9 protein-coding genes, 1 tRNA gene and 1 CRISPR repeat array are annotated in these 15,831 nt (G+C 47.9%); all 10 genes read right to left on the minus strand.

The genetic code is table 11. The features are described 5' to 3' along the window. Positions 1-264: 264 nt before the first annotated feature. The 10 genes from HQ50_RS06580 to cas1 all read right to left on the minus strand — a co-directional run bounded on the left by HQ50_RS06580 (position 265) and on the right by cas1 (position 15,829). Entirely contained in the window at positions 265-591 is a 327-nt protein-coding gene (locus HQ50_RS06580) for a DUF2149 domain-containing protein (RefSeq protein ID WP_004585349.1), read from the minus strand. 5 nt (positions 592-596) lie between these two features. Beyond that, positions 597-1,175: a MotA/TolQ/ExbB proton channel family protein gene (locus tag HQ50_RS06585; RefSeq protein ID WP_039429245.1), complete on the minus strand. Its 579-nt coding sequence runs from the start codon at positions 1,173-1,175 to the stop codon at positions 597-599. A gap of 60 nt (positions 1,176-1,235) precedes the next feature. After that, complete coding sequence (locus tag HQ50_RS06590) at positions 1,236-1,922, minus strand: hypothetical protein (RefSeq protein ID WP_039429246.1); 687 nt, start codon at positions 1,920-1,922, stop codon at positions 1,236-1,238. After that, positions 1,919-6,328 carry a cobaltochelatase subunit CobN gene (locus HQ50_RS06595; protein WP_039429247.1) on the minus strand — a complete coding sequence of 1,470 codons (4,410 nt, stop codon included), beginning with the start codon at positions 6,326-6,328 and terminating at the stop codon, positions 1,919-1,921. The genes HQ50_RS06590 and HQ50_RS06595 overlap by 4 nt, the downstream gene beginning before the upstream one ends. Positions 6,329-6,364: 36 nt before the next feature. Beyond that, entirely contained in the window at positions 6,365-8,305 is a 1,941-nt protein-coding gene (locus tag HQ50_RS06600) for a TonB-dependent receptor (RefSeq protein WP_039429248.1), read from the minus strand. Between the two features lie 14 nt (positions 8,306-8,319). Next, a complete protein-coding gene (locus HQ50_RS06605) occupies positions 8,320-8,970 on the minus strand; it encodes an HmuY family protein (protein ID WP_039418298.1) in 651 nt (216 codons plus the stop codon). 334 nt (positions 8,971-9,304) lie between these two features. Then, positions 9,305-11,830: a C10 family peptidase gene (locus tag HQ50_RS06610; protein WP_235317950.1), complete on the minus strand. Its 2,526-nt coding sequence runs from the start codon at positions 11,828-11,830 to the stop codon at positions 9,305-9,307. A 147-nt stretch (positions 11,831-11,977) separates the two neighbouring features. Next, positions 11,978-12,051 (minus strand) — tRNA-Arg (locus HQ50_RS06615). A 776-nt stretch (positions 12,052-12,827) separates the two neighbouring features. Beyond that, positions 12,828-14,391: direct repeats of the CRISPR family, unit length 46 nt; unit sequence ACTGGGAATAGCTTTCAGATTTAGTAATTTTGTTGCAACGCACAGC. Between the two features lie 158 nt (positions 14,392-14,549). Beyond that, the gene (gene cas2, locus HQ50_RS06620; RefSeq protein WP_200879156.1) at positions 14,550-14,879 is read right to left on the minus strand and encodes a CRISPR-associated endonuclease Cas2; all 330 of its coding nucleotides are present in this window, start codon (positions 14,877-14,879) and stop codon (positions 14,550-14,552) included. 11 nt (positions 14,880-14,890) lie between these two features. Next, positions 14,891-15,829 (minus strand): type II CRISPR-associated endonuclease Cas1, encoded by a 939-nt coding sequence (gene cas1, locus HQ50_RS06625; RefSeq protein WP_039418294.1) that lies wholly within the window; start codon positions 15,827-15,829, stop codon positions 14,891-14,893. Positions 15,830-15,831: the final 2 nt, after the last annotated feature.

Consider the following 15,831-nt stretch of genomic DNA (forward strand, 5'->3'; position numbering starts at 1 on the left):
GGGTATTATAGGGCTTTTTAATCATAAAATCTGCAAGTTTTCTGCTATGAAGATAAGAAAACTTGCAGATTTAGCAAAGATATTCGCAAACTAATTTGGTGAATATCAGAGATTAAAAAGAATTTTAAGGGACGACTAGTTATTTTGTCTACGGCGTTTGATATAAAAAACCGGCCCTGCAAAAAGTGCTTTCGCAGGGCCGGAGGAAATAGAAAAAAGAGCTTTTGGGCTTGAGGTCGGATGATAATAGCCGGTTTCTCCGTCTTAGTCTTCCGGCACGTAGATGATTTCGCCGCTTTCCAGCTGGTAAGCTACACCTACGCGCTTGCCTTTGCTGCCGGCTCCATCGGAGGATTCGTCGGACGGGGTGTACTTCTCCACCTTATCGCCTTTCTTGATCAGGATTTCCATGTTGTCCTTGCCGGGATTCTTAACGATCGTGTAGTCTTCCTTGCTGAAGACTTCGGTCATGTTGAATTTGGTGACGAGGGCAACCATCAGAGCCACGGCAAAGACCATGGCTACGTCGAAGAGGTTGGATACGAGTGAGGAGGGATCCGTGTCTTCTTCGTGGAAGCGTCTTCTGGACATGGCGATCAGGAGAGTTTTTCGTTGATGTAATCGAGCCAAACGAGGTCGTTCCGGTTGTAAGTGCGCACGATGTGCAGGGCTATGTACCCTACAGCCGAGGCAAACATACCGATGACCGTGGTGGCAAAGGCTACTTGCATATTGTAGGCCATCTGTCCGATGTCGCCCGTGGAGAGTCCGACAAGGGCCGGACCCATCGGGATAAGCGTTCCCATCAGACCGAGTATGGGGCCGAACTTGGTGAGTACTTTGGCCGAACTCAGACGCTGCTCACGAGAGAGTTCGTACCGGCCGATGAGCAGATTGCGACGGGCGGGATCTGCATCGAGGACTTCGGCCAGCACATTTTCGAACGGGGCGTGGGGGCGTTTGGCTGCTTCGGCTCTGAGGGCTTCGGTGTCGAGGCCGGCTTTGTTTTCGATGATGCGGGCGAAGGTCTCCTGCCGGCGGCGGTAGCTCTGCCATGTGCCGAAGAGGGTGCCGAGGAGGAGAAGAGATTTGATGAAAAGATAGATGAGTCCGGCGACTACCGGTACCAACAGGCCGTTGGAGACCCAAAACATGACGTTGGACAAGAAGTTCATTGGGAAAGTATTGTTAGTGAGTGGTTCGGCGTGGGATGAGGATCCGGTCCGATTCGATGATTATTTTTTTCGGTTGTTTTTTCTTCTGATTACAGCCCACAGGCGAGGGGCCAAATAGCCGATTGAGGCTCCGGCCAAGACGATCAGGAAGAGATAGAGTGCCTGCCACCAGTCGGTAGTGATACCGGCTGTTCGCACTGCGGAGTCGGGGTGCAACACTCCGGCAGCAATGACGAAGACAAAGGTGCAGAGCGAAAGCAGAACAAGCGGTTCCCGCAAGGCCTCCCGTTTGAGTCCGAGTGCTCTCCACAGATAGGGAGCCGTTATGCTCAGAGCTGCCACGATGAGGGCCATCACGATGGAAACTCCAACGAACGAATAGCCCGGCAGGACATAGAACAGACTCAGACGCAGATAGAAGAGGGTGGGGAAGAACAGGAGCGGAGGCAGATGGCGCACCCACGTTCGGTACAGGCGGAAGGAGGAGGGACGGTGCGTACATATATATACGACATACAGTAGATCCACCATGACGGCCAGAGAGACATTGCGCAGGGCTTCGGGCGAGTACAGGAGGGTTTCGACCTCCATCCGGCTGACGTGTTGCGTCAGTCCGTGTACGAGTGCGATGAAAGCCGCGTAGGTCGCCGCATGCAAGCATCGGACGAGGAGGGAACTATGTACTCCCTCCTCGAACAGATACTTGAGCGTAGCCAATAAGGCTATGGTCAGCAGGACTTCTCTCATTCTTTTCCTTTTCTGCGCTTGGCAATGAGGAAGAGTATCAGGATTATCACCACGAGGGCTACTCCTGCAGGCAGCAGGTAAGAGGTGACAGGGCTGGAGGTATCCTCACTTGAGCGAGTCTCTTTCTTGAGTCGCTGTCCCTTCTTGGCATCCTTGATCGATACTTCGCGAGCATCGGCTACCTTCTCTTCGTAGGCTTTCTTGTCACTTGCATCGAGGCGTTCGCCGATGAAGCTGCGCAGCTTGGCATTGTCGCAAACGAATCCGCTACAGCCGGCTCCGAATTCAGCCACGGATTTGGCATGCAATTCGGCAATAGCTTTCAGCTGTTCGGGTGTAGCTTTCCACATCCCCTTGCGTGCGGTCTCCATCATTACGGCAGTGAACTCCTGCAAAGCGGCAGGGTTGTTTTCGCGGAAAAATTCGTGGACGCCCAGATTCTTCTCATCTTTCACATAAGTAGCGTAGATGTCATCCCACAATTCTTTGTCGATGGCCGAAGGCTTCATGACATTCCAGCCATAGGTATTGCGGATCGTTTCGGCAATTCCGTTGGCGGCATTCTGTCCCTCTTTGAGCTGCTCTTGGATATAGGTAGGATTGAGGATCGTGGTTCTGGCTTCGACGCCGATGGCTTGTTTCAGTTCTTGCACGCGCGTCTTGTGACGATTGCGCAGGTCGTTGAAGTATGCTTCCGGATCTTTGCCCGTCACTTGGCGGACAGAGAGCGTGAGGCCACCCATGAATTCATAGACGTGGTCGAGGCTCAAGGCTCCCCACGTATTGCTCTGGCGAGGTTGTACCACGGCATCCACATTCTGCAAAGCTGCTTCGAACATACCTTGCTGGAAATCTCCCCAGCGACCTTGCATACCGTAGATTGCGCCCATGTTGTTGAGGTAAACATCTGCAATCTCTTTTTCGGTTTCCCAGCGATCACCGCTTTCGACCATGGATTGGATGCCGGTACCGTAGTTGCCGTTCACGCCACCGAATACACGCTGCGTAGCCAGCATACGTGCATCAGCCGGAGAAAGGCCCTTGCCGAGCAATACTTTCTCCGCGTCCACTGCACCGCGAGCAACTTCGTTGTCGCTCTCGGACTTTTGGGCAGCAGCCAGATCCACAGCCTTTTGGATAAGGAACAGGCGAGAAGCTGCCAAATCGCGAAGCTGTCCGGATGTTTGTACTACCACGTCGATGCGTTTGCGGCCGAGCTTTTCGATCGGTATCAGTCGGATGTCCTGCACACGTCCCATCGGATCGCGTACGGGCTCCGTTCCGAGCAGATAGAGTATTTCGGCTATGGTAGCACCTTCGCTTTCGATGAAGCTACTGCTCCATAGCGTAAAGCTGACTTTCGTAGGAAGTTCGCCATTGTGACGGCGAGCATAGTCGGCCAGCATGTCCTCTGCCATCTTCTTTCCTTTTTCCCATGCAGCTGCTGATGGCGTGGCTTCGGCATTGATGGAGAAAAGGTTTCTTCCGGTAGGAAGTGTCTCCGGATTGGCGATATAGTCGCCACCCGGCGAGGGTGCCGTATAACCGCCGGCGAGGGCGTTCATCATAGAGGTCAGCTCCAGCTGTGGGCTGTTTTTGAGTGCCTTATAGTAGAAAGGTATTTGGGCAATGGCATGCTTGAGTTCGCTGATGCTTGCTGCCATGGCTTTATCTTTGGCCGTAAGTTCTCGTGACGGCTGATTCGCCATGGCCGGTTGCTTGGCTTTCGACTTATCGGGCATCATGGCTTTTGCCTTTTCCGAATGTGCCGCTTGCATAGAATCCTTGCCGTGAGAAGGCATAGCGTGCTGTGCTCCATCGCTCTTCATCTTAGCGGCCATCGCTTTCATGGCAGCGATTTGAGCCGAGTCGGGTTCCTTTCCTCCATTTGCTTTCATCTTAGCAGCCATGGCTTTCATGGCAGCTATCTGTGCCGAGTCGGGTCCGGAACCTCCGTTTGCTCTCATCTGCTCGCCCATCTTCCTCATCATCGCCATCTCGGCCGATGTAGGCATACGGCCGCCGGATGCAGCCATCATTTGCTCGCGCATGGAAGATGCTTTATCCTCTGCAGAGCGGACTACGGCTTCGGATTGGGCAATTTCACTGGACAGTACACCCAGCGTAGTCAATGCTGCATTCACATCCACCGTCTCGCGTCCCAGGTAACGCTCCACCAGAGCCTCGGCAGGACGACGATAATGGTTGGTGAAGAATCGTTCGCTATCCTGCTGCTCCTGCGTGTAGCGTCCACGCTGACGGTCGATAGCAGCCAAAGCATAAGCAATAGGATCCGTAGCAATATGCTTCACGGAAGAACGGATCTTTTCTTCCGGGAACATAACGCCTGTCTTGTACATACCACCCGGGATCTTGCTGACAGCAAGTTCTTCGGCAAAGTCGGAAAGAGAGACGATTTGCTCACGTGTATAAGGTTTGTCGAGGATGGAGTCGAGCTTCAGATCGCGATGGTAGCCGTTCTTCACGGCCAAGGCCTTGATGCGGAGAGACAGGGCTTTATCATCGTTGTCCTGCTCCAGATATTTATCGGTCAAGCTGAGGAACTCGCTTACTTGACCCCTCATGCGCGTTTCGATGAAAGGAGGAGCCAAATAAGATACCGTACCGGCATAGCTTCTGCGCTTGGCGATCATTCCTTCACCGATATTGGCGATGGTGTAGTAGTAGATATGGGGCAGGTCATTGACGAGGCGGTCTGTCCAATCCTCAGAAGAGAGAGCAATCTGCTTGCCGGGGATAAACTCAAGGCTGCCATGCGTACCGAAGTGCATCATCACATCTGCTTTGAATGCTTTCTGTGTCCACAGATATGAGGCTACATAGGCGTAAGGAGGTACCGGATTAGAGCCGTGTACGGCTTTGAAGTCATTGGCTCCTCCACCTTGTACGGGCTGAGGCAAAAGAACGACATTGCCAAACTGTACACGGGTTACACCGATGCCGCCCACTCCGTTTTGCTCCATCGAATAGTATTCTCCGGGAGCTTCTCCGTAGCGTTCTTGCAGAAGCTGGATTTGATTCGATGTAAGGACTTCTTGCATCCATTGCTTCAAATCACTTGTGGGTACGAATGCCGGATAGCCGCTTTCGGTAAAGCGTGCCAGATTGCCCTCGGCATAGCTATTGAAAATAGCTCCTTGCGTCATGATAATCTTTTCGAAAGCAGCTTCATCGGTGGGCAATCCGGTGAGGTCATAGCCTTCGCTCTGCATCTTGCGCAATACATTATAGATAGAAGGCAGGGTCTCTATTCCTTGTGCTACGAGGCTGTTTTGTCCCGGTCCCTTGAAATAGTAGATGGCAACGCGCTTCTCCTTGTTGGGTTTGTTCTTTAGGACGATGTATTTGTTCACCAGACTGGTGAATACCTCCAGTCGTCCGGGGATGGTTCTGAAGAGTTGTAATCCTGTCTTGGCATCTTTTTCGAGAGCAACCAATGCAAAGGGAACCATGGCACCGTCCAACTCGGGAGTCGATACGCTCTGTGCCAAGAAGCCGCCTACCATACCTTGCTTGTCTTCCAACCAAGTCTCTCGAAGATTGCCGATTGTAAGAGGTGCCAGAATAGGAACATTTTGCTTGCGCAGCCATGCTTCCGCTTCAGTGGAATGGCCTGCTGCCAAACGTCCGTGAGGCATATAAATCAGAAGGTCGGGATTGATGAGTTCCAAGAATTCGAGACGCTTATTGCCTGCTGAAAACGGGAAGACATTGAGTCCGCTTTTTTCCAAAGAGGCTACAAGCTCGTCTATATGCTCGCGGTTCGAGTTGAAGGGATTGCCGAAGCCTATCAGCAGTGCTACGCGCGGAGCACCCTCGCGATAACCATGCGTACGATAGTACTGCATATAAGTATCCATGGATTCGAAAATATCCTCATCGGTCTTGCCGAAGAAGAGGTTGCCGGCATACTCGATCGGTGCCTCGATCTTACCTTCCCGAAGAGATTTTCCCAGAATCTCCTGACGCAGGTAGTTGAATCCCGATCTATAGTTCTTGCCACCTCCATAGCTGAAGTATTTGGAGAGTACTTCCGCCTTTGTGCTATCGATAGAGCAGAGGTTGTTCTCCGGATTGGTGGCAGACATCACGATATAGGGGATCTGCTTTTCTTCCAAACTCTTGATCTGGGCACGATCGTCTTCGTTCCATTTTGCACCCATGCCGAAGCATAGTACCGCATCGTACTTCTTCAGTTTGCTGAGGTCGTCCTCAACGTTTACTGTCACATTTCGTGCATCGGAAGAAAGACTCATTCGTGCCACCATAAACTGGGGGAAGTTCACCAATGCCACACGCGAGGGTTGTGGACGGAACATCCAAAATGCAAAGCCGATAGCCACCAATAAGATGGCTACCAACAGATAAATTATTTTTTTCTTCATCGTAACGAATTATATTTCTGTTGCAAATAAGTCGTATTAGAAAGTGATCCGAACCAACCCGTATATGATACGCCCGGGTGATGTCGGGGAATTGAATGCCAATGCTTTGGGTTTATAATCGAACAGGTTCTCCGCACCGATATGGAGCGTATAGTTCCGATAGAAATGATTCTCTATATCCAAACGACAGATGGTGTAACCCGGATACGTTATTTCCTCAAACAACTCGTCGGAGTTCATGCGCCCTGTTTTCAGATCGGAAAGGAAGCGCGCGGAGAAGTTGGAGGCAAGTCTGTAATTCTTCGAGAAATTGTGTCCGTAAGAGAGAGTGGCAGTAGCTGCATGAGGGCGAGTGTTTGAGAGTTTCATCTCAGTTCCGGCCTTATCGGTCGCCTTCCATCGATCATAAGTGTAGGAATACGAAGCTCGAAAACCAAAGCCGTAAGGCAATACTACGTTGGCTTGTCCTTCAAAGCCGAATATTCTCATTTCTTTCGATACGTTGGTGTAGATCAAATCTGTGCCTTTGTAGGTGAAATCGATCCGATTGCGAACATGGTTGAAGAAGACGTTCCCCATCAGTGTAAGCTTATTCCAGTGAGCTTCTGCCGAGTATGAGAGCATGCGGCTCTTCTCCGGTTTCAAATTCGGATTGCCGTAAATAAAGAAGGCACCATGATTGAAGAAAAAGTACATTTCCTGCAAAGAAGGGGCACGATACCCTTCCGCATAAGACAAGCGATTGGTGACATGGCTGCACTTGTACATGGCAGACAGGCGCGATGTATAGTGCAAGCCGAATCCGGAGTGCTTGTCCAAGCGTCCTCCATAGCTCAATACGAGTTTGGGGGTTACTTTATATATGTACTGTCCGTATAGGATTTTGTTGTTCACAGACTTTTCCCCCGGGTTGCTCGGAGAGGAAAGACGGGGCGATGCTACATTATCATGGATATACTCCAAACCCACATTGAAAAAGTGGACTTCAGCAAGATTGAGATTGTATTGTGCTCGTAAATGGTGCATATCCTCATCGAAAATGGGGAGTTTCTTTTGGTTCTCAGTTTTGATCAGACAGGTATCACGGCTGTATTTGTCGTAGTGATAAGAAATGTCCAGATCCGAAGTCTCGCTGATACGCCAGTTGGCACCGGCTTTGACATCGTAGGAGTTGTACAGAAAGTCGATCTTATCCGTCCAGTGCTGCTTACGCAGATTCACCAGTCCAGCAAGGTTGAAGGATAAGTTTTCTTTCGGAGTGATTGTAAACTTCTGATTTATATTCCATGTCGTATTGCCTGCGACATTCAGTTCCTGCTCGAACTGATCGGCCAAAATATAGCTTTTGTCCGCTCTATATTGTACACCGGTTTGACTGGAGAAGATCCCACGTTTCACCCCTGCCGCTACATCGTATTTCTGTCCGTCGCGACTATCGTATCGAGCCGAAGCAGATACGCGAAAAGGATCCTTGGCTGTACGGGTGATGATATTGATAACACCTCCGATAGCATTGGATCCGTACAACGCAGAGGAAGCTCCGCGGAGCACCTCGATTCGCTCGATGTCGTCCGGATTGATTCGTTCGAAATCTATCCCACTGGTAGATCCCGTTGAAATCAATTCGCCATCGACGAGGAAGAGAATAGAGCTTTCGTCAAAGCCCTGAGCATTGAGCTGATCTCTGGAACCATGCTTGGTAAATTCGATCCCGGGAAGGATATACTGCAGTACGTCAATAAAAGAAGAAGGGGCGATAGCTTTTATATCTTTAGCCTTGAACACCTTTGTGGGGACAGGCACATCTTTAAGCAGACGGACTGTACGGCTACCGGTTACAACCACATCGTCAAGAGCGATGTTGCGGCATACGGTGGTATCTATGGGTTGGGCCGGAGGGTTGGCCGCATGGGAGTATATACTTATACTAAAGAAAAGCAGGCCGATGAGGGCCTGCTTTGTTACTACACTTTTCATATTTCCCTCTTAACTTATTTAACGGGGTACGTATAAGTGAAAGTGATGACTCCTTTTTTCAGTTCTGCATCCTGATAGTCAGTGAACTGCACCTTGGCAACATTTCCATCAGCACCACGAACGAAGAAAACTTTTTTGCTCAGCTTGTAAGTGGGACCGGCAGGGCCGTGAGAGAATTCCAACCAGCCACCAGAAGCAAATCCTTGCGCATTCTTCTTACCGCTAATCACTTCACTGAAGCCCTGATCTTCATGCTCCATCACATGGCCATCAGGTCCCATCGAATACTTGACTGTAATACGACCAAGAACGTCTACCATATAACCTTCTGCAGGAACGGTAGTGACCTGATCCATCTCTGTCACACCGGAGAATACGGCACCACCTTTTCCCTTGCCACTTTCACCACAATTGAGACGAACGTCATATCGGTGGAGGGCCATGTCCCAATTCAAATCGTTCTTATAGTCGGCAACATTAACGACTTCACCCTTAGAGAAAGAGAAATACTGCCACGTTTCGTATTTCGAAGCATCGATAGTTACGGTTTTGGTTACTGCTTCGGGCGTGGAGGGTTGGTTCGGCTCATCTTTCTTTTTTCCACAAGAAGTGAGAGAGACAATCAAAGGCAATGCACAGAGTGCGGAGAAAATGATTTTTTTCATAATTATCTGATCTTACGTTATTAGGTTCTATCCGGCTGCAAAGTTGAGACGTTCACAAAAAACGAACAATCCCAACTTGTAGGTATTTGAAGTCGGATTTATACTAAATAAACGGTATTGGGAATACTGGAGTTGCACAAGAAAAAGCCTTCGTGATATAATATCGCCATCGGCGAAGAAGCGGAAATGCTATTGAGGATCCCATCAGTATGAAGCAAACCGAACTCTTTATCTCCTTTCTTTGGTGTATCCTAACAAACGATGCAAGGGCAATGCCTGAGGGGATCTCCCTTCCGGTATTGCCCTTGTCGGTTATTGCTGCTGACAGACTAAATCAGCGAATGAAGAGCTTCCCGACCATGTCTTCTACCACAACGATATAGGTACCCTTCGGGAGATGTCCGATGTCGAGGCGCATATCGGCAGATTCGATCTTCGTGGAGAGCTGCATTCGCCCTTGAATATCGAACATGCGAAGTGTGCTTCCTGCATATGTAGGAGGAATGGCTACATGGACATAATCACGAGCAGGATTGGGATAGAGTACTATAGTAGAAGCGTCCTTGCCTGCAATGTCCGAAGAGGATAGGTCCGTAACGAGACGAATACGATAGTAATAGTCCCCAAACAAATCGATCGGATCCCAAAATCCCTGCTCTCTGATGACAATGTAATAGATACCATCGGGAAAGAGATCGGCATTTGTATAGAGAGAAGAGGCCGCAGTCAGTTCCGGAGACAATACTTGGGTTTCTCCTTTGGCAAGACTCATGTGTTCTTTTTTCGCTTGGAAGAAAGCTTCCGAATGAGCCTTTATAGCCACTATTTCGATTTCTCCGGAGAAAGTAGCACCACCTTCATTCGTGATGCTGAAAGTCGGCAATGTCTCGGGATTGGCCCGATGAACTGTGAGAAGATCGATCTGTGGATTGGAGGCCACCAGCAACGATGAATGGGTACTCGTATTCTCTGCTACTTCTATGGAAGCCAGCTCGATCCATGAGGCATCTTCCATAAGCGATTCCATATCACCTGTACAGACAAGCATGTATTGTCCTGCACGAGCTTTGAGTCCCGTTATTGTCAGCGAAACTTTTTCGCCGTCTTCATCTCCCGGGAGCAATTCGACTAAACGTCTGCCAAGGAAATAGAGCCGTTCCTCTGTATTGCGGAGGGCAAAGGTGACGCGACTGCGAAATTCTTCCGTACCCGGGTTGTAGACTGTGGCACCGAGCTTACAGTCGGAGTAGGCTTTCAGGTTGTGCGAAAGAGAACCGTCTTTGAGAACGATCCTGGCATCGGCAACGGAGTAAGCTACATCTCCGGCAGGCATAGTCACTTCTATCTTATTGACAAGCCCCATAAGTATATGCTTGAGTTCTTTCCAATCCGCCATACCATCTGTTCGATAGAGTATGGAGATGATATTTTTCCCCTCGGCAAATCGACTGCGTGGTATGGTTATGTTGCCTGTGCTTTCTCCGATAATGTCTTCCCAGATGATGGGGACGGTGACGGCTGAGTTGATCGTTTCCGTTCCATCGGGAAGCGTCAAGCGGTAAGCCAATTTTACATCCCCGGCATAAGTGGAATAGTTCTTGATTTTCACATTCAGCTCAAGTGCTTCTTCGGACATCTTGTGTTGCAACCCATAGAGCGTGATGGTCGGATCCGGTACGATGCCGGGATCGCCATCATTGGCAGGCTCTATTCCTATGATAACCTCTTGGTCAGTGGAGTAGCCACCATTGCCTGCACCTGTCCCAAGCGAACCCGGATTGAGTAGGTTGAGGTAGAAATTACCGTTGCTCATACCGCCCCATCCCCAGTTGAAGTGGAACGTTCCGTCCGGTTCGTATCCATCGCAGACGAAAGCATGTCCCATCGATCCGTCTGCACCGGCATAATACACAGGCCTGTTTTCTGCCAGTTCCTTACGGATGATAGCTTTCCACTCCGGACTCGGAGTGTTGAAACGATAGACGTAGCGAAGCGATTTCTTGTAATGAAAATTCTCACGCAAAGCACGCTCGACGAACAGAGAATAGGTGCCACTGCCGAAACTTGCAAATTGCATATTGACTGAAAAACTTACATCGCGCATGAAAGTACTCAGTGCTTTGACCTCTTCGGGGCTGACATCAACGGAAACGCTACCGGGCATGTTGCTCCAGTCGTAAGTATCGCCGAATGTGCCGGAGTAGTGGGTATGCGTCCCCGTCATATCATCGTAGTAGTCATATCCTCCGGAAGCCTTCTCCGGCCACTTGTAATGACGCATGATTTGTCCCATCGCGGTGGCGACACAACCGGTATAAGCCTGTTGTCCCGAAGGGAGTAGGGGATGCAAGGTATTAAATGGATAGCTCTGATCCCACAAGATCGGATCCGATTCATGTTCACCCGTTTCCAAAATAGGGGTAACAGATGATGGCAGGTCCCGTGTGGGCTTGGCTTCACGGATAGGATCTATCGGATCAGCCTTGCCGTCCATTACGGCAAGCATTTCACGTTCATAACCTTTGAGCCATCCCCTGAGGTTGTCCGGCATACGGGCAGCATCGAAATGCCCTTTGAAGGCATATCCTATTACTTCGGGAAAACGGTCGTCTGCTGAGACGAGGACAAAGCCGTCTTTTTCTCCTCGATTGAAGATGAAAAATAAAGCCTCCCCTCTTTCAGCAGCCTTATATACGAAATCCATTCGGATACTTGGAGCCGATGAAGAGGCTGTGTATTGCCGTTTGGCAAAAAAGTTCTTGGCCGTTTGTTCGGCTTTGGATCGCGTCACCGGTCCTGCTTGCAGCATGGGGACGAACAGAAGTAATAGCCCTAAGGCCAGGAAAAAACGTTTCATCATTGTGTTGTGTTTCTTGTTCGATGCAGCAACGACAAAGCTATGACAGGCTATTGTCCTCTTTTTAAGTCGCGCTAAGATAAGGAAGAATCTCTATTGCCCGATCACAGAAAGAAAAAGGGATGCTTATCGCATCCCTTTTTCTTTCTGTGATCAGGCTGGGATTCGAACCCAGGACCGATAGCTTAGAAGGCTATTGCTCTATCCAGCTGAGCTACCTGACCATCTTTATTCGGGTGCAAAGGTAATCTTTTTTATCGGACTTTTTGGCTTTATGCGAATCTGTAATCAGTTGCTCACACACCTGCAGCCAAGAGCAAGCATACCGGCCGTTGGCGGGAGAAAAAAGATTTGGCTAATTTTGTCTTCCCGAAAAGCATTGCTCCGAACCGTGAATTTCCCGTGTATTGGAGGCGAGCAATAAATTGAAAAAGAGACTATTATACAGTATGCCACACATCGACAAACTACCGTCTACGCCCCATCACCTGACATCAAACCCGAATAGGCTCCTATTCGGATACCTCGGTACAGCGACAGCCCTCGATCCGATCCGAGATCGCAGAGCGGAATCGTGCAGCTACATTGAATCACATGCAAAAGGATAGCATCTTGGCATAGGCCCCACCACATACATATCCGGACTGCACCCGTCGGAGTTCTCCGTAGAATTCGGCGGGTGCTTCTTTTATTCCGACTTCGGAAAAGGCTTTTTGGGGTCTGCGATTTATATATAAATCACTTACGATCTATATATTTATTGAAAACGATTTATATACAAATTGAAAACGCTTTATATACAGATTGTTGTCCGGCTTGTTTTAATTCGTATTTTAGTCCGTGAAAGTCCATTTCCTCGCTACTTTTGCCTCGTTTTTCTTTTCTCCGCAGATGCTTATTTGGAATCATTCCAAACTCATCTTCGTTGTTGAAAACTTTTTTGGTGCATGATTTTTGAGTAGATTATTATTTTCAGGATTTTGTGCTTTCCATTTTTTCGCTGGGAATAGCTTTCAGATTTAGTAATTTTGTTGCAACGCACAGCAACAATAGTAGAAGATAGCAGTATAGATATACTGGGAATAGCTTTCAGATTTAGTAATTTTGTTGCAACGCACAGCTGTCGGAGCACAGCCATTTGGCCGCCTTTTACTGGGAATAGCTTTCAGATTTAGTAATTTTGTTGCAACGCACAGCTATGACGCTGTACGATAAACCACAACGCTAACTGGGAATAGCTTTCAGATTTAGTAATTTTGTTGCAACGCACAGCTTTCCTTGATAATTTCTTTCATTTTTTAGTACTGGGAATAGCTTTCAGATTTAGTAATTTTGTTGCAACGCACAGCGTTACCCTCATAGTACTCGTCGAGGGAGATACTGGGAATAGCTTTCAGATTTAGTAATTTTGTTGCAACGCACAGCCGTCAAAAAAGAGTCGCGTTTATCAGCTGTACTGGGAATAGCTTTCAGATTTAGTAATTTTGTTGCAACGCACAGCGTCGTTTATTACAAATCTGGTCTCTGCCATACTGGGAATAGCTTTCAGATTTAGTAATTTTGTTGCAACGCACAGCGTTTTGTCGCGAAAGCGGTAAGTCCCGACAACTGGGAATAGCTTTCAGATTTAGTAATTTTGTTGCAACGCACAGCAGATCGCCGTGTTCGCGGAAGACTGTATGCACTGGGAATAGCTTTCAGATTTAGTAATTTTGTTGCAACGCACAGCCCGATAGATTTGTCGGTAAGAGAACTTTGTACTGGGAATAGCTTTCAGATTTAGTAATTTTGTTGCAACGCACAGCGTTTGCCTCAAGTAAAACATTCCATTGCATACTGGGAATAGCTTTCAGATTTAGTAATTTTGTTGCAACGCACAGCCTGCTCCAACTGTTTGTAATAGCATTGACGACTGGGAATAGCTTTCAGATTTAGTAATTTTGTTGCAACGCACAGCCTATTATATCGTAGTGACAGGACAAAAGGAACTGGGAATAGCTTTCAGATTTAGTAATTTTGTTGCAACGCACAGCAACTGTTATCATTCACGATTTCAAAAGCTTACTGGGAATAGCTTTCAGATTTAGTAATTTTGTTGCAACGCACAGCTCTCGTTGCAAGTTATAATATCATTTCGTTACTGGGAATAGCTTTCAGATTTAGTAATTTTGTTGCAACGCACAGCCTGCACCAACCGTTTGCAGTAACATTGCCGACTGGGAATAGCTTTCAGATTTAGTAATTTTGTTGCAACGCACAGCGTATTTCTCTATAGATATTCTGTCATGGTTACTGGGAATAGCTTTCAGATTTAGTAATTTTGTTGCAACGCACAGCATTCGTATGGCAGCCATGTATACTGGTCTTACTGGGAATAGCTTTCAGATTTAGTAATTTTGTTGCAACGCACAGCACTAATACTGGATATTCATACCCCATCCCACTGGGAATAGCTTTCAGATTTAGTAATTTTGTTGCAACGCACAGCTCAAAAGTATATCAATTTACAATAACACTGACTGGGAATAGCTTTCAGATTTAGTAATTTTGTTGCAACGCACAGCAGAATCCCCGTAATCACCTGTAATAGAGGATATAGAGAGGGATTGAGAGAAAGAAAAAAACATCTGTGTGTAACCGAAAAGCCGAGATTTCTCTCGGCTTTTTAATTTCTATACCCCAGATAAAAAGGGTTAATTCCGCAAAAGATGCTAGGATATATTCAAAAAAGCTCAAGTTGGAGGGGCGGCTGATAATATTCTCTTCCTTTCCCACAAATGATCTCCATGGCCGAAAATTGTTTGTCTGTGATTGTCATCAAACCTATTTTGCCCTTTTCAGGAATAGCAGAACGGACTCGTCGGCAATGTGTTTCTGCATTCTCTCTACTTGCACAGTGCCTAATATAGATAGAAAATTGGAACATCTCGAAACCATCTTTAATCAGGTTTTTGCGAAAGGTTGCTGCACGTTTCCTGTCGGCTGCAGTATCCGTAGGTAGATCGAAGAATACCATTACCCACATACTTCTATAGGCTGAATATCTGGATATGTATTGACTCATCACATATGAGGATAGAGTATTCTTCGCTCTTTGCCGGCGAAGCATAGATATAGGGATGTAGCACTATGGTGCATGGCGATGCTCATGGGATGAGTTCTGCCATCGATGATGGTATCCATAACAGGTAAACTCAGAAGCTCTCTTTTATGCTCGGACGACAAACTGAGTGGTGGATTTTTTATGTCTTTTTGAATTAACCGATAAACCAAAATATCCACATAGGGACGGTAAGGCTCCATCAGGTCATCCGCTAAACAGAAGTGATTGTATTTGTTGTGATGAAAAATCCCGACAGAAGGTAATAGTCCTGCAGCTGTAATCGCTCTTGCAGCCATAGCCCTGACGATGGCATATCCGTAGTTGAGCAGCTTATTTGTCCAATCACCCTCTCTGTCTCTTTTGAAAGAAGGGAGTTCTGGGAAAATATTAGTCCAGTAATATGCGGCTGCACGCGCCTCGATATTATTAGCATCTCCGGATTTTACCAGATCTATCCAAGCATGCATATTTGGATGGGGCTGCTTGGTGGTGTGGCTGAGAGCAACAGCCTGATTGGCAATCTTAGCTCGAATAGTTTGTTGCCACATTTGCTTCTTTAAAGGCAGGGAGGCTCCTATCTGATCATGTACACGTTCGCCTAATTCCGAGTGTCCGAGAAAGGACAGCAGCATCCCTGTAGGATGGTGGGAGTCATCGCAACTAATGATGGCACAGCCGTTTTGGATCAGAGCAGACAATAAGGCTTGGGTTATGGTGATCTGTTTATGATCCAATACAACGATGCCCAAGTCTTCTATCGGAATTGATTGGCGACCGGCTTTTTTGATATGCGCAGGCAGACTGTCGGTCAGTTCAACCTCCGGTAGTCTTATCTCAAGTTGCCCGAGCTTTAGGCTGAGATAGGCTGGTGAGCCAAAATAAAGCGTTCGTTTGATCATTG

Source organism: Porphyromonas sp. COT-052 OH4946, assembly GCF_000765965.1.
In the GTDB taxonomy this organism is placed as follows: Bacteria; Bacteroidota; Bacteroidia; order Bacteroidales; family Porphyromonadaceae; genus Porphyromonas; species Porphyromonas gulae.

What these genes read in the sequence shown, in the direction of transcription:
- HQ50_RS06610 (WP_235317950.1), bottom strand. Translation starts at nt 11,830, where the DNA reads ATGATGAAACGTTTTTTCCTGGCCTTAGGGCTATTACTTCTGTTCGTC.
- HQ50_RS06600 (WP_039429248.1), bottom strand. Translation starts at nt 8,305, where the DNA reads ATGAAAAGTGTAGTAACAAAGCAGGCCCTCATCGGCCTGCTTTTCTTT.
- HQ50_RS06595 (WP_039429247.1), bottom strand. Translation starts at nt 6,328, where the DNA reads ATGAAGAAAAAAATAATTTATCTGTTGGTAGCCATCTTATTGGTGGCT.
- cas1 (WP_039418294.1), bottom strand. Translation starts at nt 15,829, where the DNA reads ATGATCAAACGAACGCTTTATTTTGGCTCACCAGCCTATCTCAGCCTA.
- HQ50_RS06590 (WP_039429246.1), bottom strand. Translation starts at nt 1,922, where the DNA reads ATGAGAGAAGTCCTGCTGACCATAGCCTTATTGGCTACGCTCAAGTAT.
- HQ50_RS06605 (WP_039418298.1), bottom strand. Translation starts at nt 8,970, where the DNA reads ATGAAAAAAATCATTTTCTCCGCACTCTGTGCATTGCCTTTGATTGTC.
- HQ50_RS06585 (WP_039429245.1), bottom strand. Translation starts at nt 1,175, where the DNA reads ATGAACTTCTTGTCCAACGTCATGTTTTGGGTCTCCAACGGCCTGTTG.
- HQ50_RS06580 (WP_004585349.1), bottom strand. Translation starts at nt 591, where the DNA reads ATGTCCAGAAGACGCTTCCACGAAGAAGACACGGATCCCTCCTCACTC.